Annotated in this window: 16 protein-coding genes; 5 read left to right on the top strand and 11 right to left on the bottom strand. The window is 53.3% G+C overall.

Features of this window, described 5'->3' with window-relative positions:
* Positions 1 to 49 precede the first annotated feature (49 nt).
* Positions 50 to 2,110: an AsmA family protein gene (locus APU02_RS13040; protein ID WP_060570216.1), complete on the top strand. Its 2,061-nt coding sequence runs from the start codon at positions 50 to 52 to the stop codon at positions 2,108 to 2,110.
* Positions 2,111 to 2,212: 102 nt separating this feature from the next.
* Here APU02_RS13040 and APU02_RS13035 read toward each other — a convergent pair whose 3' ends face one another.
* The 3 genes from APU02_RS13035 to APU02_RS13025 form a co-directional block, all read right to left on the bottom strand.
* Complete coding sequence (locus APU02_RS13035) at positions 2,213 to 3,535, bottom strand: MFS transporter (RefSeq protein WP_060570215.1); 1,323 nt, start codon at positions 3,533 to 3,535, stop codon at positions 2,213 to 2,215.
* Between the two features lie 308 nt (positions 3,536 to 3,843).
* Positions 3,844 to 4,872, bottom strand: a complete 1,029-nt coding sequence (gene yhjD, locus APU02_RS13030; RefSeq protein WP_042286727.1) for an inner membrane protein YhjD — start codon at positions 4,870 to 4,872, stop codon at positions 3,844 to 3,846.
* A gap of 48 nt (positions 4,873 to 4,920) precedes the next feature.
* Positions 4,921 to 5,820 (bottom strand): LysR family transcriptional regulator, encoded by a 900-nt coding sequence (locus tag APU02_RS13025; protein WP_060570214.1) that lies wholly within the window; start codon positions 5,818 to 5,820, stop codon positions 4,921 to 4,923.
* A 119-nt stretch (positions 5,821 to 5,939) separates the two neighbouring features.
* Here APU02_RS13025 and APU02_RS13020 point away from each other — a divergent pair, with 119 nt between their 5' ends.
* Both APU02_RS13020 and APU02_RS13015 read left to right on the top strand, forming a co-directional pair.
* Positions 5,940 to 6,698: an SDR family oxidoreductase gene (locus APU02_RS13020; protein WP_060570213.1), complete on the top strand. Its 759-nt coding sequence runs from the start codon at positions 5,940 to 5,942 to the stop codon at positions 6,696 to 6,698.
* A 358-nt stretch (positions 6,699 to 7,056) separates the two neighbouring features.
* Entirely contained in the window at positions 7,057 to 7,656 is a 600-nt protein-coding gene (locus tag APU02_RS13015; protein WP_042286718.1) for a response regulator transcription factor, read from the top strand.
* A gap of 12 nt (positions 7,657 to 7,668) precedes the next feature.
* Here APU02_RS13015 and APU02_RS13010 read toward each other — a convergent pair whose 3' ends face one another.
* On the bottom strand, positions 7,669 to 8,223 hold the full coding sequence (locus APU02_RS13010; protein ID WP_060570212.1) for a GNAT family protein: 555 nt from the start codon (positions 8,221 to 8,223) through the stop codon (positions 7,669 to 7,671).
* A gap of 151 nt (positions 8,224 to 8,374) precedes the next feature.
* On the opposite strand from APU02_RS13010, the gene APU02_RS13005 reads away from it, so the two are divergent.
* Positions 8,375 to 9,958 (top strand): STY4199 family HEPN domain-containing protein, encoded by a 1,584-nt coding sequence (locus APU02_RS13005; RefSeq protein WP_060570211.1) that lies wholly within the window; start codon positions 8,375 to 8,377, stop codon positions 9,956 to 9,958.
* Positions 9,959 to 10,005: 47 nt separating this feature from the next.
* Here the strand turns inward: APU02_RS13005 and APU02_RS13000 are convergent, their stop codons facing one another.
* Complete coding sequence (locus tag APU02_RS13000; RefSeq protein ID WP_042286711.1) at positions 10,006 to 11,655, bottom strand: alpha,alpha-trehalase; 1,650 nt, start codon at positions 11,653 to 11,655, stop codon at positions 10,006 to 10,008.
* Positions 11,656 to 12,076: 421 nt separating this feature from the next.
* Between APU02_RS13000 and APU02_RS12995 the strand changes: the two genes are divergently transcribed.
* Positions 12,077 to 13,471 carry a cytochrome-c peroxidase gene (locus APU02_RS12995; protein ID WP_042286708.1) on the top strand — a complete coding sequence of 465 codons (1,395 nt, stop codon included), beginning with the start codon at positions 12,077 to 12,079 and terminating at the stop codon, positions 13,469 to 13,471.
* 34 nt (positions 13,472 to 13,505) lie between these two features.
* On the opposite strand, the gene APU02_RS12990 is transcribed toward APU02_RS12995, so the two are convergent.
* From APU02_RS12990 to gorA, 6 genes are all read right to left on the bottom strand, one after another.
* Positions 13,506 to 14,684 (bottom strand): fimbrial protein, encoded by a 1,179-nt coding sequence (locus APU02_RS12990; protein ID WP_131729043.1) that lies wholly within the window; start codon positions 14,682 to 14,684, stop codon positions 13,506 to 13,508.
* A 68-nt stretch (positions 14,685 to 14,752) separates the two neighbouring features.
* Positions 14,753 to 17,290 (bottom strand): fimbria/pilus outer membrane usher protein, encoded by a 2,538-nt coding sequence (locus APU02_RS12985; protein ID WP_072197115.1) that lies wholly within the window; start codon positions 17,288 to 17,290, stop codon positions 14,753 to 14,755.
* 112 nt (positions 17,291 to 17,402) lie between these two features.
* Complete coding sequence (locus APU02_RS12980) at positions 17,403 to 18,107, bottom strand: fimbria/pilus periplasmic chaperone (RefSeq protein ID WP_060570209.1); 705 nt, start codon at positions 18,105 to 18,107, stop codon at positions 17,403 to 17,405.
* Between the two features lie 81 nt (positions 18,108 to 18,188).
* The gene (locus tag APU02_RS12975) at positions 18,189 to 18,746 is read right to left on the bottom strand and encodes a fimbrial protein (RefSeq protein WP_060570208.1); all 558 of its coding nucleotides are present in this window, start codon (positions 18,744 to 18,746) and stop codon (positions 18,189 to 18,191) included.
* Between the two features lie 321 nt (positions 18,747 to 19,067).
* Positions 19,068 to 19,682 carry a hypothetical protein gene (locus tag APU02_RS12970; protein WP_060570207.1) on the bottom strand — a complete coding sequence of 205 codons (615 nt, stop codon included), beginning with the start codon at positions 19,680 to 19,682 and terminating at the stop codon, positions 19,068 to 19,070.
* A 767-nt stretch (positions 19,683 to 20,449) separates the two neighbouring features.
* Positions 20,450 to 21,802 (bottom strand): glutathione-disulfide reductase, encoded by a 1,353-nt coding sequence (gene gorA / locus APU02_RS12965; RefSeq protein WP_042286705.1) that lies wholly within the window; start codon positions 21,800 to 21,802, stop codon positions 20,450 to 20,452.
* Between the last annotated feature and the right edge of the window lie 15 nt (positions 21,803 to 21,817).

Raw genomic sequence — 21,817 nt, 5'->3', positions numbered from 1 at the left:
GGCTGGACTATCTTTAGGACAGGCAAGGGAAGAAGTGAGGAAGCAGAACATGACCAGAGCAGGCAAAATTACCGCCGCTGTAACAGGGACTTTCTTGTTGTTGATCGTCGTGCTCATTGTCCTGATCGCGACATTTGACTGGAACCGACTCAAACCGACCATCAACCAGAAAGTCTCTGCGGAACTGAACCGTCCATTCGCCATTCGCGGCGATTTAGGCGTGGTGTGGGAGCGTCAGAAACAGGAAACCGGCTGGCGAAGCTGGGTGCCGTGGCCGCACATCCACGCCGAGGATATTATCCTTGGCAACCCGCCGGATATCCCCGAAGTGACGATGGTGCATCTGCCTCGTGTTGAAGCGACGATTGCCCCGCTGGCATTGCTCACGAAAACCGTGTGGCTGCCGTGGATCAAGCTGGTGAAGCCCGACGCGCGGCTGATTCGTCTGACGGAGAAAAACAATAACTGGACGTTTGATCTCGCCGGGGATGAACAAAAAGATCCCAACGCGAAGCCGTCTTCCTGGTCTTTCCGCCTCGACAACATCCTTTTCGATCAGGGGCGGATCGCCATTGATGACAACGTCAGCAAGGCGGATATTGAGATCCTTGTCGATCCGCTGGGTAAGCCGCTGCCGTTTAGCGAAGTGACGGGAAGCAAAGGTAAAAATGAAAACGCCAACGTTGAGGATTACGTTTTCGGCCTGAAGGCGAAAGGGCGTTATAACGGCGAACCGCTCAGCGGGACGGGGAAAATTGGCGGTATGCTGGCGCTGCGTAGCGCTGATGCGCCATTCCCGGTGCAGGCTGATTTTCGTTCCGGAAATACCCGCGTGGCGTTTGTCGGAGTGGTGAACGACCCGATGAAAATGGGCGGCGTCGATTTACAGCTTACGTTTTCCGGCGATTCGCTGGCGGAACTGTATGACCTGACCGGCGTCCTCTTGCCGGATACGCCGCCGTTTGAAACAGATGGCCGTCTGGTGGCGAAAATCGACAGCGAAAAATCCTCGGTCTATGACTACCGCGGCTTCAACGGACGGATTGGCGACAGCGACATTCACGGCTCGCTCACCTATACCACCGGTAAACCGCGTCCGAAGCTGGAAGGGGATCTGGAGTCTCGCCAACTGCGTCTGGCGGATTTAGGCCCGCTGATTGGCGTCGATTCCGGCAAAGGAGCCGAACAGACCCGGCGTTCAGAACAGAAAAAGGGTGAAAAAAGCGTCCAGCCTGCGGACAAAGTGCTGCCCTATGACCGTTTTGAAACCGATAAGTGGGACGTCATGGACGCCGACGTGCGCTTCAAAGGACGGCGCATTGAGCACGGTAGCAGCCTGCCGATTAGCGATCTCTCTACCCATATCATCCTGAAAAACGCCGATCTGCGTCTGCAGCCGCTGAAGTTTGGCCTGGCAGGCGGCAGCATCAACGCCAACATCCATCTGGAAGGTGATAAAAAGCCTATGCACGGACGGGCGGATATTCAGGCGCGCCGTCTGAAACTGAAAGAGCTGATGCCGGATGTTGAACTGATGCAGAAGACGCTGGGTGAGATGAACGGTGACGCCGAGTTTCGCGGCACCGGGAACTCCGTAGCGGCGCTGCTTGGCAACAGCAATGGCAACCTGAAACTGCTGATGAACGACGGTTTAATCAGCCGCAACCTGATGGAGATCGTCGGGCTGAACGTCGGTAACTACATTGTCGGGCAGATTTTTGGCGACGATGAGGTACGGGTGAACTGCGCGGCAGCCAATCTGGATATCGTTAACGGCGTGGCGCGCCCGCAGATTTTCGCTTTTGATACCGAGAATGCGCTGATCAACATTACCGGAACGGCGAGCTTCGCGTCTGAGCAACTCGATTTAACCATTGATCCGGAAAGTAAAGGGATCCGCATTATTACTCTGCGCTCGCCGCTGTACGTGCGCGGCACCTTCAAAAATCCGCAGGCCGGGGTGAAGGCGGGGCCGCTGATCGCGCGTGGGGCCGTCGCCGCTGCGCTGGCGACTTTGGTCACCCCAGCCGCTGCGCTGTTAGCGCTGATTTCGCCCTCTGAAGGCGAGGCGAATCAGTGCCGAACGATTTTGACCCAGATGAAGAAATAATGTCCTTCGCCGCGTTGCCCGGCGGCGCTATGCTTGCCGGGCTGTCGGGAAGGCACACAGGAGGGTGACCGGATAAGACGATGCCGGCATCCGGCCAATGACTCACAGCGACTGATGACGCGTCTCGTGCGTTAACAGCAGCGCAATCAGCGTCAGCGCGGCCATTGATGCCAGATAAAGACCCACGGCGGCCAGCCCATAGTTTGACTGCAACCATGCGGCGATATACGGCGCCACCGACGCGCCAAGAATCGACGACACGTTATAGGAGAACGACGCGCCGGTGTAGCGTACTTCCGTGGGGAACAGCTCCGGCAGCAGCGCACCCATCGGGCCAAAGGTCAGCCCCATCAGGCTCAGCCCCAACAGCAGAAAAGCAAACACCAGCACCGGGTTTCCGGAACCGAGCAACGGTTTAAACGCGAACAGGGCAAAGAGGATGATCAGGCTGGTAATAATCACCATGCTCTTACGACGCCCAAACGCATCCGCGAGCAGACCTGCAACGGGGACCATTACGCCGAAACCAATGACCGCCATCATCAGCATCCACAGCACCTCATTACGCGGCATGCCCAGCCCAACGGGAGCGGCTGCGGTACTGTAGGTCATTGAATAAACAGTCATAATATAAAACAGCGTGTAGGTCGCCAGCATGATAAAGGTGCCGAGGATTGTCACGCGCACATGTTTAGTCAACAGCGTGCCGAGCGGGATCTTGACCTGTTTTTTCGCTGCGGCGACTTTGGCGAAGACCGGTGTTTCATGCAGCGACACGCGAACGTACAGGCCGATGATCACCAGCACTGCCGAGAAGATAAACGGCACGCGCCAGCCCCAGGTCATAAACTGCTCGTCGGTCAGCAGCCAGGAGAGCAGCAGGAAAGTGCCGTTGGCAAAGAAGAAGCCAATCGGCGCGCCCAACTGCGGAAACGAACCGTACAACGCGCGCTTGCGCGGCGGCGCGTTTTCGGTGGCCAGCAGCGCTGCGCCGCCCCATTCGCCGCCGAGTCCCAGACCCTGACCAAAACGCGCCAGCGCCAGCAGCAGCGGCGCGAAGATACCAATGGTGGCATAGCCTGGCAGCAGGCCGATGATAACCGTTGAAATCCCCATGGTTAGCAGCGACGCCACCAGCGTCACTTTACGCCCCACCCGATCGCCAAAGTGACCAAACAGCGCGGAGCCGATGGGACGCGCGACAAAGGCGATGGCGAAGGTGGCGAGCGACTGCAGCGTGGCGGCTGTCGGGTCGCCCTGCGGGAAGAAGATATGTGGGAAAACAATCACCGCGGCGGTGGCGTAAATGTAGAAGTCGAAGAACTCAATGGCGGTGCCAATGAGTGAGGCGACGACGACTTTATTACGCGAGTTGACCGGTGTGTGTTCCTGTTCATTGTCGAGTGTGGTGGCTGTTGCTTGCATACAATTTTCTTATTTTTTGGCGAACGAAAGGCCATATTACGCACAGCAAAAGCGACATTTCAATCTGTAACAACGTAGTGGGATGGCTAAAAAATGGGCAAAAAGCGGATAATTTTTACGCCTGAGATTTCACGTCCATGAAATGCTTCACATAATTGTAAAATTAGTGGATAAAACTGGTTTTCGGTTAAATAAAAGTTACGGCCTGGATTTATATGCTGAATCAATGAGTGCTGGCGGAAGTCCATGCCTGGCCGGCCTTAGCTGGCCGGATGAGCGAGTCGCTATCCGGCACGTCGATACCGCCTCTAGCGGTGGCTTTTGCCCGGCATACGCGGGTCGTCTTTGTATTCGGCGGTGGCGATCCACGCGGCGCAAAACAGCGTCAGGCGGGCGAAAAAGTAAAAGAACGCCATCAGCCCCAGCACCGAGCCAAATGCGGCGCCGGACGGCGATTTCACCAGCGCGGGCAGGGTGTAGGTCATGATGATTTTGATCACCTCAAAGCCAATCGCCGCAATAAACGTTCCGCGAATTAGCGCTTTTTTACGCGGACGATGGCGCGGCAGACGCCAGAAAATCCAGAAGAACAGCAGGTAGTTGGCGAAGATAGAGATCGTCAGGCCAATCAGACGCCAGGCCGGTTTCAGCCATTCAATGTTGTCCAGATACAGCGCCGAAATAATCATTTGTTGCGCCGAACCCGCAACCGAAGTTATCGACAACGTAATAATCAGCGCGACCAACAGCCCGATGAGCGAGATAAAATCGCGCAGGTACTTTATCCAGATTTTTTCCTGATCCTGCGGCGTGCGTTCCCACACGTCACGCGACTGCGCGCGTATCGCCTCACGCAGGTTACCCATCCAGTTCACCCCCGAATAGAGCGCCACCGCCAGACCCACCAGGCCAACGGTGGTACGCTGCTGCACCGCGGTATTGATGGTGCTTTTCAGCGTGGCGGCCAGCGTCGGGTCGCTGACGTTCATCAGGATCTTATTAAAGATATCCTGCAACAGCGTGGGATGGGAGACGAGGATAAAACCGGCGGCGGCAAACGACACCATCAGAAGCGGAATCATCGACAGAAACGAGAAGTAGGTGATGGCCGCGCCAAACTGATTGCCCAGGCGGTCGTTAAAGCGCTCAGTCGCGCGGATCAGATGCGCAATCATCGGAATGCGCTGGATCTGTTCCACCGTGGTGGTCAACTTTTTCAGCGTCGGGTTGCTGCTTTCCTGCTTCGGGGTCTCAATGGCTTCAGTCGTGTCGACCTTTGGGATCGGCTGGTGTTCAAGTTCCTGAGTGGGGCGTTTTACGTCGTTATCCTGCGTCATCAGGTCGGTCGTCCTTCTTTTGTTCATGTCTGCACAGAGTATAGCTTCTCAGTCCACGTAGTCCCGCATAACGCCGGATAACCATTCCATAAACAAATGGACCCGCCGCGAAAGATTCCGCCGATGGGGATAAAGTAGCGACACCGGCATCGGCGCGGCGCGGTACTGGGGCAGGATTTCGATCAGGCTGCCGCTGCGTAATGCCTCCCGCACGCCGACCCGCGGCACCTGTATGATGCCCAGACCCGCCAGACAGGCGGCGTGATAGGTTTCGGTGCTGTTTACCGTCAGCGTGCCGCCGGTTTTTATCCAGTGTGTGCTGCCGGCGCTGGCGATCTCAAAGCCGGGCGGGCGCGTCCCGAGATTCAGCGAATAATGCACCACGGCATGTGAGGCGAGATCGTCGGCGCTTTCCGGGTAACCAAAACGCTCCAGATACTGCGGACTGGCGCAGTTGATCACCGTCAGCTTACCGAGAGGACGGGCGATCAAACCGGAATCCTTAAGCGTGCCGACGCGCACCACGCAGTCAAACCCCTCGCGGACCAGATCCACCAGTCGATCGCTGCTGCTCAGCTCCAGCTCAATGCCGGGATACTGCTGTAAAAAGGCGGGCAGGCGCGGGATCACCAGATTCCTGGCGACGCCTACCGGCATATCGATCCGCAGCTTGCCGCTGATGCTGGTCGGGTCGTGTTGAAACAACCCGTCCAGCTCATCGAGGTTGCTCAGCACATCTTTTGCCCGCTCGTAGTAGACCATGCCGTCCTGGGTCAGTTGAACCCGACGCGTGGTGCGGTGCAGCAACTGGGTGCCGAGATGGTTTTCCAGTGCCTGGATCTGGCGCGATACGCTACCTTTAGGTAGGCCCAGGGTATCGGCGGCACGCGAAAAGCTTTCCAGCTCCGCGACGCGAAGGAATAACTGCATTGCATGAATTTTATCCATTCGATTGACCTATTGTTGTTCTGGATGAAACAGTCATGCGCAATTCGCGACATTTATTGTTTTTCTATCACCTAATAAGCTTTGTCTCAATCTTCACAAGCGCAGAAATGAGGTTTCTTATGACGCAACGTATCGCATTGGTGACTGGCGCAAGCCGTGGACTGGGTAAAAACGCCGCGCTTAAGCTGGCGGACAAAGGAACGGATATCCTCATTACCTACAATAGCCAGCAGCAGGCGGCGCTGGATGTTGTCGCCGAAATTGAAGGAAAAGGCAGAAAAGCGGCGGCAATTCAGCTAAACGTCGCCGATACATCCGGCTTTTCCGACTTTGCGCAAACGGTAAAAGAACAGCTTCAACAACACTGGCATCGCGAGACATTTGATTATTTAGTGAACAATGCCGGTATTGGCGTGTATGCACCTTATGTCGACACGACCGAAGCGATGTTTGACGAACTGATGCGCATTCATTTTAAAGGCCCCTTTTTCCTGACTCAGCATCTGTTGCCGCTGCTGAAAAATGGCGGACGCATTCTCAATGTGTCAACCGGGCTGGCGCGTTTTGCCCTGCCGGGTTACGCGGCCTACGCTGCGATGAAAGGGGCAATGGAGGTCCTGACGCGCTATCAGGCGAAAGAACTTGGCGAACGGGGCATTTCCGTTAATGTTATCGCGCCCGGCGCAATTGAAACGGATTTCGGCGGCGGTCGTGTGCGGGACAATCAGGCGCTGAACGCGTGGATCGCGTCGCAAACGACGCTTGGCCGCGCAGGGCTACCCGATGACATCGGTGACGCTATTGCCGCGTTGCTCAGTGACGATCTGGCCTGGATGACCGCACAGCGTATTGAGGTGTCAGGCGGTATGTTTTTATAACCGCGGTTCAGCGGGCGAAAGTCCGCTGAATTAACTTAAAATGCGAATTTTTATTATGTTACATATTGCGGGTTTTTCACTTCTTTCCCTTTCTGCGCGCTTTCGATAATATTTTGATAAATAATATTATAAATCATTACCTCACCACGAATTTATAAGGATATCCTTAATTTGGCGTCGGTATTTTCGTCAAATGTGTAATTTATGGGGCTGAGCTGTAACTATTCGTCTTTTTTTCTTCTCTCCGTGCGTGATATCGGTAGAATGGCCCCCGCCAAAAGGCGAATTCTTATTTTACCCCCCGGGTAATACCCTTTCACTCCTTAATGCGATTTTGGAAAACGGTGGAGAGAGAGTAATGAACATCATCATGTTTGACAGGCAGTCAATATTTATTCATGGAATGAAAATCAGTTTAGAACAGCGAATTCCAGGAGTAAGTATTCAGGGCGTCAGTCAGGCGGATGAACTCTGGCAAACGCTGGAAAACACCCCGGACGCCCTGCTGATGCTGGACGGCGACCTTGACGGCGAGTTTTGCCGCTGGTTATTACAGACTCTGGTCCAGCGGTTTCCGCAGGTGAGGACCTTGATTTCGGTGACAGACTGCAGCAAAAAGTGGCTTCAGGAAATGGTGCAATATAACGTGCTGGCGATTGTGCCGCGTGATTCTGTCGCCGAAAAATTCGCCCTTGCCTTAAATAGCGTCGCGATGGGAATGTTATTTTTACCCAGTGAACTGTTAACAACTCCATCACCTGAATATCGCGATATAAACGCATTAAGTAGCCGACAACGAGAAATTTTAACAATGCTTGCGGCGGGCGAATCAAATAAAGAAATTGGCCGCGCGTTAAATATCAGTACCGGAACGGTTAAAGCGCATCTTGAAACGCTTTATCGCCGCCTCGACGTGAAAAACCGTACGCAGGCGGCCATGCTGTTGTTTCAGCCATAAGGGAATCGCTTTTTATTTCGTGGCCAGAGATGTGCTGGTCGCGAAATAGTCCCGCTTCAGTAGACCGAACAGCCAGTCATTTTGCCAGCGCTGTTCGAGCCAGTAGCTTTCCCGCAGCGTGCCTTCCAGTACAAATCCTGTTTTTTCCAGCAAGCGCCGCGAGGCCTGGTTTCCTTCTGTGACGCAGGCCGTCAGGCGGCGTAAGCCGCCCGTTGTGAAGGCGTAGTCGCAGACTGCGCGCAGGGACTCCATGCCATACCCTTTCCCCTGCGCCTCCGCTGCCAGCAGGAACCCCACTTCCGCGCTTCCTTCATCATGCTGAATATACCCCGTCACGCCCAGCGGCGTCTGCGTCGCCGTGTCGCACACCACCAGGCACAGCCAGTGCGCTGCGCCAGGCTGCCATGCCGGCAGGCGGGCGTCAAAGGCGTCACGGATCTGTTTTTCGCTGCGCGCGTCAGCAACGTAACGCATCACCGACGGGTGTCGCTGGAGCGCGAGAAAAAAGGGCCAGTCGTGGGAGACGATGGGGCGACAGGTCAGGCGGTCGGTCGTTAACACGGGCACGGGGCACACTCCTGAAAATTTCTCGATGTTCACACAGCGGTCACTGTATTAATGTTTAAACATGTTATATCTATAAAAAGTAATAATTAAAACAATGCACTAAAGCAAAATTTATTTCCCGGTGGGGTGGACTTTCTGGTGAAGGAAGAGAATGACGATTAGCGTTTTACAGACCACACGCACGACGTTTGAACACTGCCTGGGAATCATCCGCCAGGCTTCCGTTGAAATCCTGCTGTTGTTGGGGGTACATGCTTCTGAAGGCAAAGATCCGCGCTGGTTTCTTGAACAACTGGATCAGGCCCGACTGAATCTGGGGGGCTGGAGCGCGGTCGCCCGGCGGCTGCATCTTAACGATGCGCAACTGAGCCAGTTGACGCTGCAACTTCGCCACCTTCAGCAGTGCGTGCCGCAATACGACAGTGGACAAGAGGTCAACGAGAATCAGCTTATTGCCGCCCTGCGGGTAGTGAATGCCCTTGAACGACTGCGCCAGCATCAGCCGTTGCTGAATTACAAGACAGACATAGAGCAAACCGATGCAAGCCAGCAGATGCGCGCCGAGCGCCAGCTGCGCGCGATTGAACTGACGTTAATCGCCCTGATTGCGCAAATGTGGCCGGACAAGAGTCAGCTCAACAACTATCTCAGACAGAGCTTTGGCGCCGATAAGCTCAGACGCTGGATTAAGCAGGGTGAAAAGCAGGATCCGCTGAGCGGAATGCGCTTCAGCGAACTGGCGCTAATGGTGGTCGATAAGAAAACCTTTAGCCGCCATTATGCCGGGATCTTTAACGATGCATCCGTGTTGACGCTGTTTGTAGAACCTCGCCTCACACTACGCGTGTTTCTTGATGACTGCCGGCAGGCGCGTAACAGCGTACTGGCCGGCGTTCCCTTATCATCGGCGCAACTGACGCTACTGGCCTGCCAATTTCAGCATATTGTCCGCCCCGTACAGCGGGCTTACGAACAGGGACGAGGGCGGGTAAACCCGACGGCGTTCATGATCGTGGAAGAAGGAAAACTGGCGCAATACTGGGACGATGCGCGGCATAAAGACCATCAGGCAGGCGGTGACGCGCAGGAGATCGGCGAATCCATTGATCCACCGCGCAAGCGGCCGCAGCGCACGGCGGAAGAACGCGAGCAGCTGATTTCCGGCGTGCTGTGGGGCGCCGTCGGCGTGATGGTCTTCGCCATGCTCGGCGGCGGCGCGTGGCTGGTCAGCTCCCAGCCGCCAGCGCCAGCCCCAAGCGTGGCTATCGTGCAGAGCGAACCCAAGCGTGAAATGCCCTCTGCACGGGAGACGGTCAGCCAGATGGGCATCACCTGGGATGCGTTTTCACTTCGGGCGGCCATCGATCGTAACGATGTGCGGGTCACCAGCCTTTTTTTACAAGGCGGAATGAACTGGCAGATTGCCTGGACGGAGACGGCGTTTGCCCGCGGACACGACGACGTTTTACAGCTGCTGCTGCGCTATCCCTCCCGGATGGACGAAAACAAGCCCTGTCGACGGTTCATCAACACGCTGGGTCACGCCATGTCAGGCGGCGCGACGATGACCAGTGAACACAAAGCCTACCTGCAACGATTTTGCACCGTGCCTGCGGTGGTGAAGCGCCAGCAGTATGATATGGAGCAGGCGGAACGGCGCTTGCGCGCCGACCCCAGCGCGGATAATAAAAAGTGGCACAGGATCCAACGCGCCATTTATGACGCCATCAGGTAATGCGGTAGGCCGGAGAAGGCGCTTCGCGCCGCCATCCGGCACTCGCTTTAAGGTTCGCCGTACAAGCCAATCAGCCGACGCACCACGCCGTTCGTCCAGCCGAAGCCGTCCTGCAACGGATATTCACCACCGCCCCCTTCACGCGGGGTGCCGCCAGCGATGTGATACTTCTCGATCAGCTTGTGGTGCTGTTGATAAAAAAGATTCACCGTTTGCAACCAGCTATGCGCTATCTCATCGCCAAGCGCGTCGTCGCCGTACATTTTGAAGCCCTGAATCGCCATCCACTGGAGCGGCGCCCAACCGTTGGGTTTATCCCACTGCTCGCCGGTTTCATACTCGGTGGCGAGGATCCCGCCAGGCGTCAGCAGGCGGTTACGTACCGCGTCGCCGAGGCGATCGGCCTGTTCGTGCGTCGCCATGCCGACATACAGCGGCACGATGCTGGCGGCGGAAAACAGCGCCATCTCTCCGCGTCGCCAGTCATAGTCGCGATAGCAGCCGTTTTCTTCATCCCACAGATAGCGGTTTACTGCCGCCCGTCGGTCGCTGGCCTTCTGGCGAAATTCCGCTTCCACCTCGCGTTCTCCTTTCAGCGCCGAAATATTGGCGATAGCGCTTTCCAGCTTAAACAGGAAGGCGTTGAGATCGATCGGGATAAACTGCGTTGTGCGAATGCTCGCCAGACGCGTGGCGTCGCGCAGCCAGCGGGAAGAGTAGTCCCAGCCAGAGGCCGCGCCCGCACGCAGGTCGCGATAGACCTCATTTGGCGGACGCCCGGAGTGCTTGGCGGTTTCCACATCTTCCAGCCACGACTCGTCGCGCGGCGTGTCACGATCGTCCCAGTAACGGTTGAGCAGCGAGCCGTCCGGCATGCGAACCACGTGACGATAGGCCTGGTTAAGCACCAGGGACTCCGCCCCGTCCATCCAGAAGGCGTACTCCATTTTCAAATGATCGAGATAACGTCGCGCGCCGCGTACGCCATCCTCTTCGAACAATTCGACCATCAGGGCGAAGACCGGCGGCTGCGAGCGGCTCAGATAATAGGTGCGGTTACCGTTAGGAATGTGACCGTATTTCTCGATCATCCACGCAAAATTATCCGCCATGCATTTCAGCAGATCTTCCCGGCCGCTTTCCGCCAGGCCCAGCATGGTGAAGTAGGAATCCCAGTAGTAGGTTTCACTAAATCGGCCGCCTGGCACGATATAAGACTGCGGCAACGCCAGCAGCGAGGACCACGGGATATGATCCTGCGGTTCGCGGGTAAGCACCGGCCACAGACGGTCAATGTGTTCTTTAAGCGTATTTTCAGGGTCTGAGACATATTGGCTGTCGTACACTTCCGGCAACCAGAAGTGGTTTTCGACAAACTGTCGCAAATCGAAATCCCGATGACGTCTGACTTTACGGTAGCGGATCAGAATATCGAGCGGATCCATTTTCGGCGCGCAGTCCGGGAACGTTTTGCTGTCGGGAAACAGCTTTACGGACTGCACGTGCTCAAACAGTTCAAGATAACGATCGGCTGGCGTCAGGGCGTCAGAGGCGGGGAGCCCCTCAATCATCTCAGGTTCCGGTTCTGCCTCGATCATCTCATCCAGCTTTAACTCGCACGGATCCGTTTCGTACATCAGATCGACATCGATCGTGAGTTCCTCTGACGGGACGTGTTGTAGGTTCTGGTTGATCATAATGAGAAGGACCTCCGGATTGCGTCGTAAATGATACGGGTGTTGCCCGGCTGTTTTTTAAGCGTAGACATTCGCTTCGGTCTGTGCGGTGCAAAGTGTGCGGTCGATCACGTTTCGATATTTCCTCTTTTATCATATAAATAATTTATCTGTTTGAAAGACAGCGATATTCTGAAAAATGATGTCGTGTCGACCGTCGCTATTTTCGGAACATTCGATTGCAACGAAGTATAAATAGCAAAAAATAAAAAACCCGTTAAATAATAGGGATAAGCTATCTCAACGATAGTTACCGCCCATGTTATTGCTTGATACTTATCAATCCCCGCTTCAGCGTCTTTTTTATTATGACTGGGTCTTTACAAGACACGTCATTTTATCTTTCTGGGACCCACTAACTCACTACCGTGAGGGTAAAATAATGAAAATCATTACCCGTCTTACCGCGATAGCCATCGCGGGCATCGTTCTATGTTATTTCGGCTTATCCGCTTACGTCTGGTACCACGAAAAGCAGCGTAGCCAGACCGCATCCGTTCAGGCCTCTGCGCTGAAGGAAAATAACCAGGTGTTGGGGTTTTTAAGAGAGAAGGGATGCGATTATTGCCATACCCCCTCCGCTGAACTTCCTTTTTATTCTTCTTTCCCCATCGCCAGGCAATTGATGAATTATGATATTCAGCTTGGCTATAAATCTTTCAATCTGGAGGCCGTTCGCGCCGCGCTGGTGGCCAACGAGCCTGTTTCCCAGAGCGATCTGAATAAAATCGAGTGGGTGATGCAATACGAAACCATGCCACCGACGCGCTATACCGCGCTGCACTGGGCGGGGAAGGTGAGCGACGAGGAACGGAAGACGATTCTGGACTGGATCGCGAAGCAGCGTGAGCAGTATTACGCCAGCCATGACACCGCCGCGCAGCATCGCAATGAGCCGGTGCAGCCGATTCCAAAAGTCTTACCGACCGATGCGCAAAAAGTGGCGCTGGGCTTCACGTTGTATCACGATCCGCGTTTATCCGGCGATAGCACGATTTCCTGCGCCCATTGCCATGCGCTGAACGCGGGCGGAGTGGATGGTCGTAAAACGTCGATCGGCGTGGGCGGCGCGGTAGGGCCAATCAATGCGCCGACGGTGTTTAACTCCGTCTTTAACGTTGAGCAGTTCTGGGACGGACGCGCGCCAACGTTACAGGCGCAGGCCGGTGGACCGCCGCTGAACCCGATCGAGATGGCCTCGAAATCCTGGGATGAGATCATCAGTAAGCTCGACAAGGATCCTGTGCTGAAGCAGCAGTTCCTGGCGGTTTACCCGCAGGGTTTCAGCGGAGAGACGATCACCGACGCGATTGCCGAATTCGAGAAAACGCTGATCACCCCAGACTCCGCGTTTGACAAGTGGCTGCGCGGCGACGAAAACGCGCTGACGGCACAGCAGAAGCACGGTTATCAGCTGTTCAAGGATAACAAGTGCGCGACCTGTCATGGCGGCGTGATTCTCGGCGGTCGGTCGTTTGAGCCGTTGGGTTTAAAGCGGGACTTTAACTTTGGTGAAATGACCGCAGCGGATATTGGGCGTATGAACGTTACCAATGAGTTGCGCGATAAACTGCGCCAGAAGGTGCCGGGTCTGCGTAATGTTGCGCTAACCGCGCCCTATTTCCACCGGGGCGATGTGCCGACCCTGGACGGCGCGGTGAAGCTGATGCTGCGTTACCAGGTCGGAAAAGAGATCCCGCAGGAAGATATCGATGATATCGTCGCCTTCCTCGAAAGCCAGACCGGGGTGTATACGCCGTATATGCAGGGCAAGTGATAAAAATCAGGCCGGAAATCCGGCCTGTTAATTATCAATTGTAGGTGATCGTAAAAACCGCTGCGCCGTTGGCGATGCCAGCTTTTACTTCGGATTGATATTGTACATAGCGTGCTTTAAGCGGAATGATATAGTTTGCGCCGTCTTCCGTCGGTAAATTTTGCAGGTTAAATCCGACCGAACCATCAAGATTAAGCAACGTAGCGCTATTTCGTTCTGACACTTCGATACCAATGCCTTCGGCTGCCGTCGGTCCGCTTTCCAGTTTAGCGATTTGCGGATTGTTCTCTACTACACCGTGAACGCTGTTAAAGGTGATAGCGACCTGGTTTGGGGCGTTGGTGCCCGTTGTCTCGCCGGTTGATTCTCTGTAAGAGTGATTGCCATAGCCGACAAATGCCGGACAATCCCGCAGCATAATATCAAACTCGCTCCACGGCGCGACGGTGCCAATACCGGTGAAGTCAGCGCGTTGATGGCGGCCCAGCTCGACATCAACGACTGATGTAGCCAACTGACAGGTTTTGGTATACATGGTCGTGGCGCCGCTGAAATTGAGTGTTACAAACACATGATCCACAACGATTGGCGAATGTGATCCAGATGTAATCTGGAACGTCGGAAAAGACGATCCCAGTACCTGATGAGTACCTGGCGCAATTGGACCTGTCTTGATTAATTCGAGCTCAACCCATGATATCTGTCCCAACCCCTGCGATGTCTTCCCATATCCGATCTCAAATTTCCTTTCCCAAATAGCCGGGAATTTCGAATTTTGGAATGACGATCCCGACAGGTAAAAGATGACGCCAATGCCGGGCACGTTGGTTGGGAAAATGGCTTTTTCCTCTGAAAGCGTCGGCGCACCCGATGGTGTGGCGATGATGTCAATTTTGTTATAAACATGCATTGTCTGTACGCTTTCGCCAGCTTCAATATCTTCTACATTGATATCGCAGTAATAACTGGTTGCCCTGGCGGTACCCATAAACCGTCCTCTGTAGATAACCTGACCCACGGGAACATCTTCACCAACGGTTGACATACCCGGTCCGACAACCGGAATGGTCAAATTTTCGTGAAAGATATTATCGAATCCGCAGGTATACGCCTGAGCCTGTAGCGCCGTAAGCGCCAAAACGCCGCAAATCATGCGCCTCAACGACCCGAGGGAAAGGCGGAGCCGGGGCGGTAAGCGCAGAGCTAATTTCATGTTCATATTCCTTTTTGTCCGTTACCGTTGTATCCGGTTGTGCATTCAGCGATGCTACGGTACTGTCGTTACTCGCAGCGCGAGTTAAATTTGATGGCGTTGCTTTTTTCCAGATCTGCATTGGCGGGCAGCATATAGCGCACCTGGCACTGCTGGTCCGGGCCTTCGCCCCAGACAACCTTGATCTTGCCTTCGGTTGACGGCACGCGGGCAAATAGTCTGCCGCCCTGGCCGACAACCCCGATGTGTCTTCCGTCGCTGTCAAAGGCTTCAGCGCCAAACGGCAACGGTTTTCCATTCGCCATTGGCGCGCCGATCAGGGCGGGATAACCCACCGTAGTGTCGTATTTCACTTTCACTACTGCTCCGCTATAGGGCGCCACTTTCTGGCTGGTCAGATTCAGTTCGACGTTGTTCGATAACCCCTTCGGACTGATCTCCACTTCATTAAGTTGATACGCTGTCAGATAAGGAATGACGGCATAGCCGAAGCGATCCACTTTAATGCCTGGATAACTCACCATGCTTGCCCCTTTTGCGCCTTTCGCTTCAACCAGCGCATAGGTATCGCCGCTGTATGGCGAGAGCGTCAGTCCGCCGGAGTGAGCTACCATCGCGCCGCTGAGTCCCGCAGACCAGGTTACATAATGTTTACCGCCGCCCGCCAACGCGTTCAGCGTGGTGTATGGCGTACGAGCAGAACCGTTCATCACCAGGCTGCTGCTGTTTTCCCCGCTCTGCCGGGTATGCCCAGCCGTCACGCTATAGTTGTATTGGTTTTCGTCGCCTGCCGTGCCGGAAGCAAACAATTGTTCATTGAGGGTGTTGCCAGGACCATGCGTCAGGGTAGAACCCATCTGGCTGAAGCCCAGTAAATCGTTCAACGGCAGTGTCAGGTTGAGCATGTAAGAGTTCTGAAACCGGCCAAACGCGTCCTGATTGCGATTAATACTCAGGCTGTAGCTGAGCTTTTTGAACCGGTTGTTATAACCGAACTGGTACTGGCGGTCGGTTGCCGCATCATTCCAGTAGGCCTGTTGCCAGGCACTGACATAAAATTGCCCCCAGCCGGTAGGCAGGGGTTGTGACGCACTGACCAGCACCCTGTCTTTAGCGCGTCTGGCGGTTCTACCGCTACCGTTTCCAGAATACAGCTCGTCGGTGGTCATGGCGGTCATGAAGTCCATATAACCATCAGTAGAGTAGCGATACGCCGCGACAGAAAGATTACTGCCGGTGCTTTGTATGACATTGCTGTACTTAAGCTGATAACTTTCGCCAGACATTTTTCCCCAGCCCGTTCCCAGTCTCGGGCGCGAATGTGTCACATCCAGTGAAAACGTACCAAATGCGGTGCCGAAGGCCGCGCCGCCCTGGATTGCCTGATAGGCGCCGTTACCTTGCATGCCGCCATAGAGCGTTAGCGCATTATTTATCCCGCGCCGATAGGTCGCCTCCGCAAGGGTGGGCTCTTCACGCAACTGAGTTGAGCGTATTTTGCCTATGGTCAGGCTGTAATGGTGCGTGCCGGGGCGCAGCAGGTTGCTGGTGGCCGTATAGGGAATTTGAAAATTCTGCTGTGAGCCGTCCGCTTCTTCGATAGAAATATCCAGGTTGCCGCCATAGCCGGTTGGGTAGAGATCGGCGATTTCAAAGGGGCCGGGAGCAACCGAACGTTCGTAGATAACATTGCCGTTCTGCCGAATAATAACGCGCGCGGCTGTGCGGGCGTTGCCCCTAACAACCGGTGCGTACCCTCGAACGGAGTTAGGTAACATCTGTTCTTCGTTAGCGATTTGCGCACCGCGAAATGAAAGGGTGTCGAACAACTCTCCTTTGGTATTGGCATCACCCAAAAGCAGGCGTCCCTGAATAGCGGGAATATCGCGCTGTAAGTAGGTATTGATATTGTTGTAAACGCTATCGGTATCTGTCGTTTTGGTGTAAACGCCGTTGTGGCGGAAGTACCAGCCGCCGAGGTTAAAACCGCCCTGGAAACTGCTATACAACATGTCGTTGTCTTTGCCGTGGTAACGGGTGCTTCCGGCGTTCACGTTATAGCCCAGCGTGGCCGCCGTGATGCCTGTATCCCATTGTTCAGGATTAACATAACCTCTGGGGCGATTAATGAGATACACCTCCGGCAGCGTCATGTTCAGCGATTGTTCGTTAGCGTCGAAAGAAACGCTGTTGACTGGCAACAGGCGGTTCAGCGCCAGACAATGATCGTCGTTGTTGGATTCTTGATGGGTCGCAATCATTTTTTGCGCTTCAGGTGTAAGCCGCTTGAGGTTGATATCCAGCGCGTCCAGCGTCGACAATTTTACGCAAATATCCACTTCAGGCAGTCGTTTACCGCTGACGGTTCTGTCTTGTACCGTTACGTCATCGCGACCGATACGGCGATCGTTAACGATAAGCTCAACGCTATACCGACCCGCAGGAGCGAGATCCTGATTGTAGCGAGACAGGTCGATCCGGCTCTGGCTTCCCGGACTCATAAAGTGGGGGTTAAACTCAATATCATTATTGGCTGCGCTCTCGGTTGCGGTAGCAAGCAGAACAGCGGCAGTCAGCGGAGACAGCAAATGATGGAAAGAGGACATGTGAGTTCCTTTCACTTTAGCGACGTGACGCGGTTGAACACAATTAAGCCCGGTATTCGGTCTTTTTTCTTTTTTGCCCGCCCGTACACGCGGGGATGCCGGACAGCGATGGCTACGGCGCTACCGACTGTGGCACAGGGGTTATCCCACCAAAATCATTGATATATGAGGGGTAAATTGTTGAGGGGCGCTTATTTGTCACAAAGAATGTCTTCCCGCCGGGAGCAATCATTCCACCGTTACCAATCGGTTTTTTACCTTCTTCATCTTCCGCAATGTTGGCGAGTGAGACGAAGTATGGTGTCGGGTTTGTACCCTCAACGCCCCCATCCACCTTTTTCCAGCTAACGAATTGTCCGGCCAGGTTTGCATCCCCCACCAGACCTGAAGGACGAAAGAAAATTTTGATTCGCGAACGAAACGCCATCTGTAACTGGTTTTGCTTTTCTTTGCTCATTGGCGGTACTTCAAGCACGTTCAGCCAGAATACAGATTCCTTATCCTTCGGAAGCGCTTCTCCGGTATATATCAGACGCAGCGTCTGACCTTTTCCCGGATTGATTCGATTCACAGGAGGTGTGATAGTAAACGGCGCGTTCGCTGTTTCCGGCGTGGCGCCTGCATCGCCGTCGTCGACCCAACTTTGCGCAAGGACCGGTTTATCTCCGCGGTTATCAATTTTAACTGTGACCTCTCGTTCTCCTGCCGGGTAAACGACGCGTGTACCGGTGATAACAATTCCCGCCATTGCAGGGGCCGCTAAAGCGAAAGATAAAACGAATGCGGCGGCATTAAGGTAAACGGTACGATGTTTCATGCTGATTTCTCCCTGAATGCGGGGAGCGAAATGTCGCTCCCCGCATATCGCTCCTCACTACCCGGACTGTTGCGAAACAGATTAGAAGTAGTTAATGGTGAAGTTGACTGAGCTGGCCACCAGGCCCGGGGTCGCTGCATCGGTCGCGTAGTATTCAACGGCGTACGGCAGTGTGGCGGAGCCTGATGTCAAATCATAAGTCGACGACGAGGCGTGCTGATCCGGACTACCGACCTTAATGGCATTGCCGGTCGGGGCGTCAACCAGCTGCAGCTGGACGTTGGTCGCTCCTGTTCCATCGGTGATGGTGTTGTTCAGTCGGTAGCCGATCGGATCAACGGTTGAACCGTTTTCAAAGAATGCCGCTGCGCTGGAGACAGACGCGGAACCAGAGCAGTTGCTCAGTTCAATATTGAAACCTGTCCGTTTTGCGGTTGCGCCGGCGGCACTCAGTTGGCTTTTGTCGACTGCTTGCAGCACCACTGTTGCCGGGCTGGCATTACCGTCGATGGTGACATCACAAGTTTTGTCCAGGACTTCACCGGTAAAGTTGACGGTACCGTTAGAGGCGGCCTGAACGCTTGCTACGCTAAAGGTTGCTGCGATTGTGATAGCTAATAACTGCTTTATCACCTTCATAATAAACTCCATGTTGTACTTGCATATATTGAAGAAAAAGGGAACCTTACCGCGATAAAAGGCGGGTGTTCGTGTGGTGTTTTTTTCATAATCTGTAAATAAAAGTTCTCTTTTTATTGCGTTAGCTATCACTCCTTCCTGAATTTTATAAGCCAGATAGTAATCATCAATGTCGATATGGTTTTATAGCGTGACTAAATATAATTCGGATCTAGCGCGAGAAAGAAAATTTCGGGCTTTCAGAATTCTTTTTGATATAACTTTATGCCTCTTTTATCTGTCTTTAATGTACAGCTACGTATTAAGCATAAAGCTGATTGTTTAGTAAAATGCAATATTGCTTTCAAAAGTAAATCGATTCAAAACAGGTTGTCTTTTATTATACGTTCTCATCTCCGCGATATCCCGGCATAAAAGAATACCTGTGGCAGAGTTACAATGTAAAAGACCAAGACTAATGTTGATCTTACGCCTTAATGCGTAGATGTACTTACTGGGCAAGCCCATTATCTCCGCGACTTCATCATGCGAAAGTCCGGCACCAAGGTAAGAAAAAAGCTCAGCTTCTCTGGCAGAAATCTGGTGCATCTTAAAACGATTTATTTGCAGTGTTTGCAGAGCATTAATAAGCTCTTCTTTGGTTAAACACTCTGAGACAAGCCACGGGATAAAGATTCCCCTTGGGATTACACGCGTTCCAGTTCTCTCCATAATCGCCAGCCGGCAAAGCGCAATTTCTGGGATATGCAAAACCCTTCGGCGCACGCAAACATTTGAGATGGCGAGAATGACAATGTCATCTTGTTCTGGTGTCGTGTAAAACTCATCTTCATTGATATTGACGTAAATGGAATGCTCGCCAATAGAAGTTCCTCTTAAAACATGCTTTAACCCGTCAATAAAGTAACTATTGTCAGAAATGAAATAACATTTCACTGATCCACACCTCCACCTCCCTTTGAGAAAATCTGCGTTAAAACTTCTTACCTTTCAGAACGGAAAGAGAGAAATAAACCTTTTGCAGAATAATCTTTTACCAATCCTTTTGCTAATTTTTAACGAATGATTCATTTCATTTAAAATCGTTTTTAACTATCACAATTGGTTTTAATGATAGTTAAATCCTATTTAAAGGAAAATAAGATTATTCACTAGAAAATTAAAAATTAGTACCAATCACATAATTTTGAATATTCTTAAAATGGAATTTTGGAAATGTAAATTCGCTCAAGATCATTTTAAAAACTAAAAATCGAAGAATAAGGCGGAGTTAAGGCCTATAATATTTCTGCGATCTAATATGCGCTGACTTATGCTTACAAAACCATACTAAAAATCCTGGATAAGATTCCCATTTTATAGCGGACATTTAATTTGGTTCAAAAAATCTTAGCATGTGACAAAATGCAAAATAGCCCGCCAAAAAAAATGACATATATTTGATCTGGATCAAATATATGTCTTGCATCATTGCAACTAAAAGTAAGTAAAGAACAAAAATCAGTATAAGGATGGTCCACAATGTTAACGCAGCAATTGTTGATGTTAACGCGTTAGCGGGAAGGCAGAGTAGAGCGTCTTAACGTATTGGACAGGCAAAAACGTAGTATGAAAAAGGCCGAAGCAGTAAAAAAACAAGCAGGGACAGAAGGGGAAACAGGGCGTTCTGCCGGACAGCTCAGTGCCGTCCGGCATGTTGTCGCTTAACGCATCGTCACAAATTCTTCCGCGGCGGTTGGGTGAATCGCTACGGTGTTGTCGAAGTCTTTCTTGGTGGCGCCCATTTTCAGCGCAACCGCGAAGCCCTGCAGCATTTCATCCATGCCGAAGCCAATACCGTGAATACCGACAATCTTCTCTTCCTGACCGACGCATACCAGCTTCATGCGGCACGGCTGGCGGTGAGAGGTAACGGCGGTATACATGGCGGTAAACGATGATTTGTAGACTTTCACCTGGTCATCGCCGTACTGCTCGCGCGCCTGCGGCTCGGTTAAGCCAACGGTGCCAATCGGTGGATGACTGAAGACCACGGTAGGGATGTTGCTGTAGTCCAGATGCTCGTCCGGCTTGTTGTTAAACAGGCGTTCAGAAAGACGACGACCCGCCGCCACCGCGACCGGCGTCAGTTCGACCGCGCCGGTGTTGTCGCCTACCGCGTAAATCCCTTCCACGTTCGTGTTCTGGTATTTATCAACGATGATGTAGCCTTTTTCATTCGTTTTCACGCCCGTTGCCGCCAGATTAAAATCATCTGTCGCCGGTTCGCGGCCAATCGCCCAGATCAGACAGTCAACCGTTTCGCGGCGACCGTCTTGCAGTTCCAGCGTCAGGCTGCCGTCGGCGTTTTTTACCACCGCTTTCGGAATGGCCTGGGTGTGCAGCGTCGGGCCTTCAGCGTTCATCACCTCGACCAGCGTCTCGGTGATCATCGGGTCAAAGCTGCGCAACGGCGCGTGTTTACGAACAAACAGGTGCGTTTGCGCTCCCAGACCATTGATCACGCCCGCCAGCTCGACGGCGATATAGCCTGCGCCAACTACCGCCACGCGTTCCGGCAGCGCGGGAAGTTCAAAGAAACCGTCAGAGTCGATGCCGTATTCCACGCCCGGAATATCCGGATGGCTTGGGCGGCCGCCCGTGGCGATCAGAATATGGTCGGCGGTCAGGGTTTCGCCGTTAACTTCGATGGTTTTTGCATCGACAAAGCGGGCAAAACCCTTGATCACATCAACATTATTTTTACCCAGCACGTTATCGTACGAGGTGTGAATACGGTCAATATAGGCGGTACGGCTGGCAATCAGCGTGTCCCAATTGAAATTATTGATGGTGGTATCAAAACCGTAGTCCGGGCCGTACAGATGGATCGCTTCGCGAATCTGCGCAGCATGCCACATCACTTTTTTCGGCACGCAGCCGACGTTGACGCAGGTGCCGCCCAGCTCTTTGGCTTCAATCAGCGCACACTTCTGGCCGTACATCGCTGCACGGTTAATCGAGGCGATACCGCCGCTGCCACCGCCGATAGCGATGTAGTCATAATGTTTGCTCATAGGTCTTATCCTTCC

Source organism: Citrobacter sp. 50677481 (genome assembly GCF_001463265.1).
GTDB classification, from domain to species: domain Bacteria; phylum Pseudomonadota; class Gammaproteobacteria; order Enterobacterales; family Enterobacteriaceae; genus Citrobacter_A; species Citrobacter_A sedlakii.
Note: the sequence above shows the minus strand (reverse complement) of the source record. Positions and strands in the feature narration are given on the sequence as shown.

Coding starts and splice junctions, on each gene's coding strand:
- APU02_RS13040 (WP_060570216.1), top strand. CDS start 50: ATGACCAGAGCAGGCAAAATTACCGCCGCTGTAACAGGGACTTTCTTG.
- APU02_RS13035 (WP_060570215.1), bottom strand. CDS start 3,535: ATGCAAGCAACAGCCACCACACTCGACAATGAACAGGAACACACACCG.
- yhjD (WP_042286727.1), bottom strand. CDS start 4,872: ATGACGCAGGATAACGACGTAAAACGCCCCACTCAGGAACTTGAACAC.
- APU02_RS13025 (WP_060570214.1), bottom strand. CDS start 5,820: ATGGATAAAATTCATGCAATGCAGTTATTCCTTCGCGTCGCGGAGCTG.
- APU02_RS13020 (WP_060570213.1), top strand. CDS start 5,940: ATGACGCAACGTATCGCATTGGTGACTGGCGCAAGCCGTGGACTGGGT.
- APU02_RS13015 (WP_042286718.1), top strand. CDS start 7,057: ATGAACATCATCATGTTTGACAGGCAGTCAATATTTATTCATGGAATG.
- APU02_RS13005 (WP_060570211.1), top strand. CDS start 8,375: ATGACGATTAGCGTTTTACAGACCACACGCACGACGTTTGAACACTGC.
- APU02_RS13000 (WP_042286711.1), bottom strand. CDS start 11,655: ATGATCAACCAGAACCTACAACACGTCCCGTCAGAGGAACTCACGATC.
- APU02_RS12995 (WP_042286708.1), top strand. CDS start 12,077: ATGAAAATCATTACCCGTCTTACCGCGATAGCCATCGCGGGCATCGTT.
- APU02_RS12990 (WP_131729043.1), bottom strand. CDS start 14,684: ATGAAATTAGCTCTGCGCTTACCGCCCCGGCTCCGCCTTTCCCTCGGG.
- APU02_RS12985 (WP_072197115.1), bottom strand. CDS start 17,290: ATGTCCTCTTTCCATCATTTGCTGTCTCCGCTGACTGCCGCTGTTCTG.
- APU02_RS12980 (WP_060570209.1), bottom strand. CDS start 18,107: ATGAAACATCGTACCGTTTACCTTAATGCCGCCGCATTCGTTTTATCT.
- APU02_RS12975 (WP_060570208.1), bottom strand. CDS start 18,746: ATGAAGGTGATAAAGCAGTTATTAGCTATCACAATCGCAGCAACCTTT.
- gorA (WP_042286705.1), bottom strand. CDS start 21,802: ATGAGCAAACATTATGACTACATCGCTATCGGCGGTGGCAGCGGCGGT.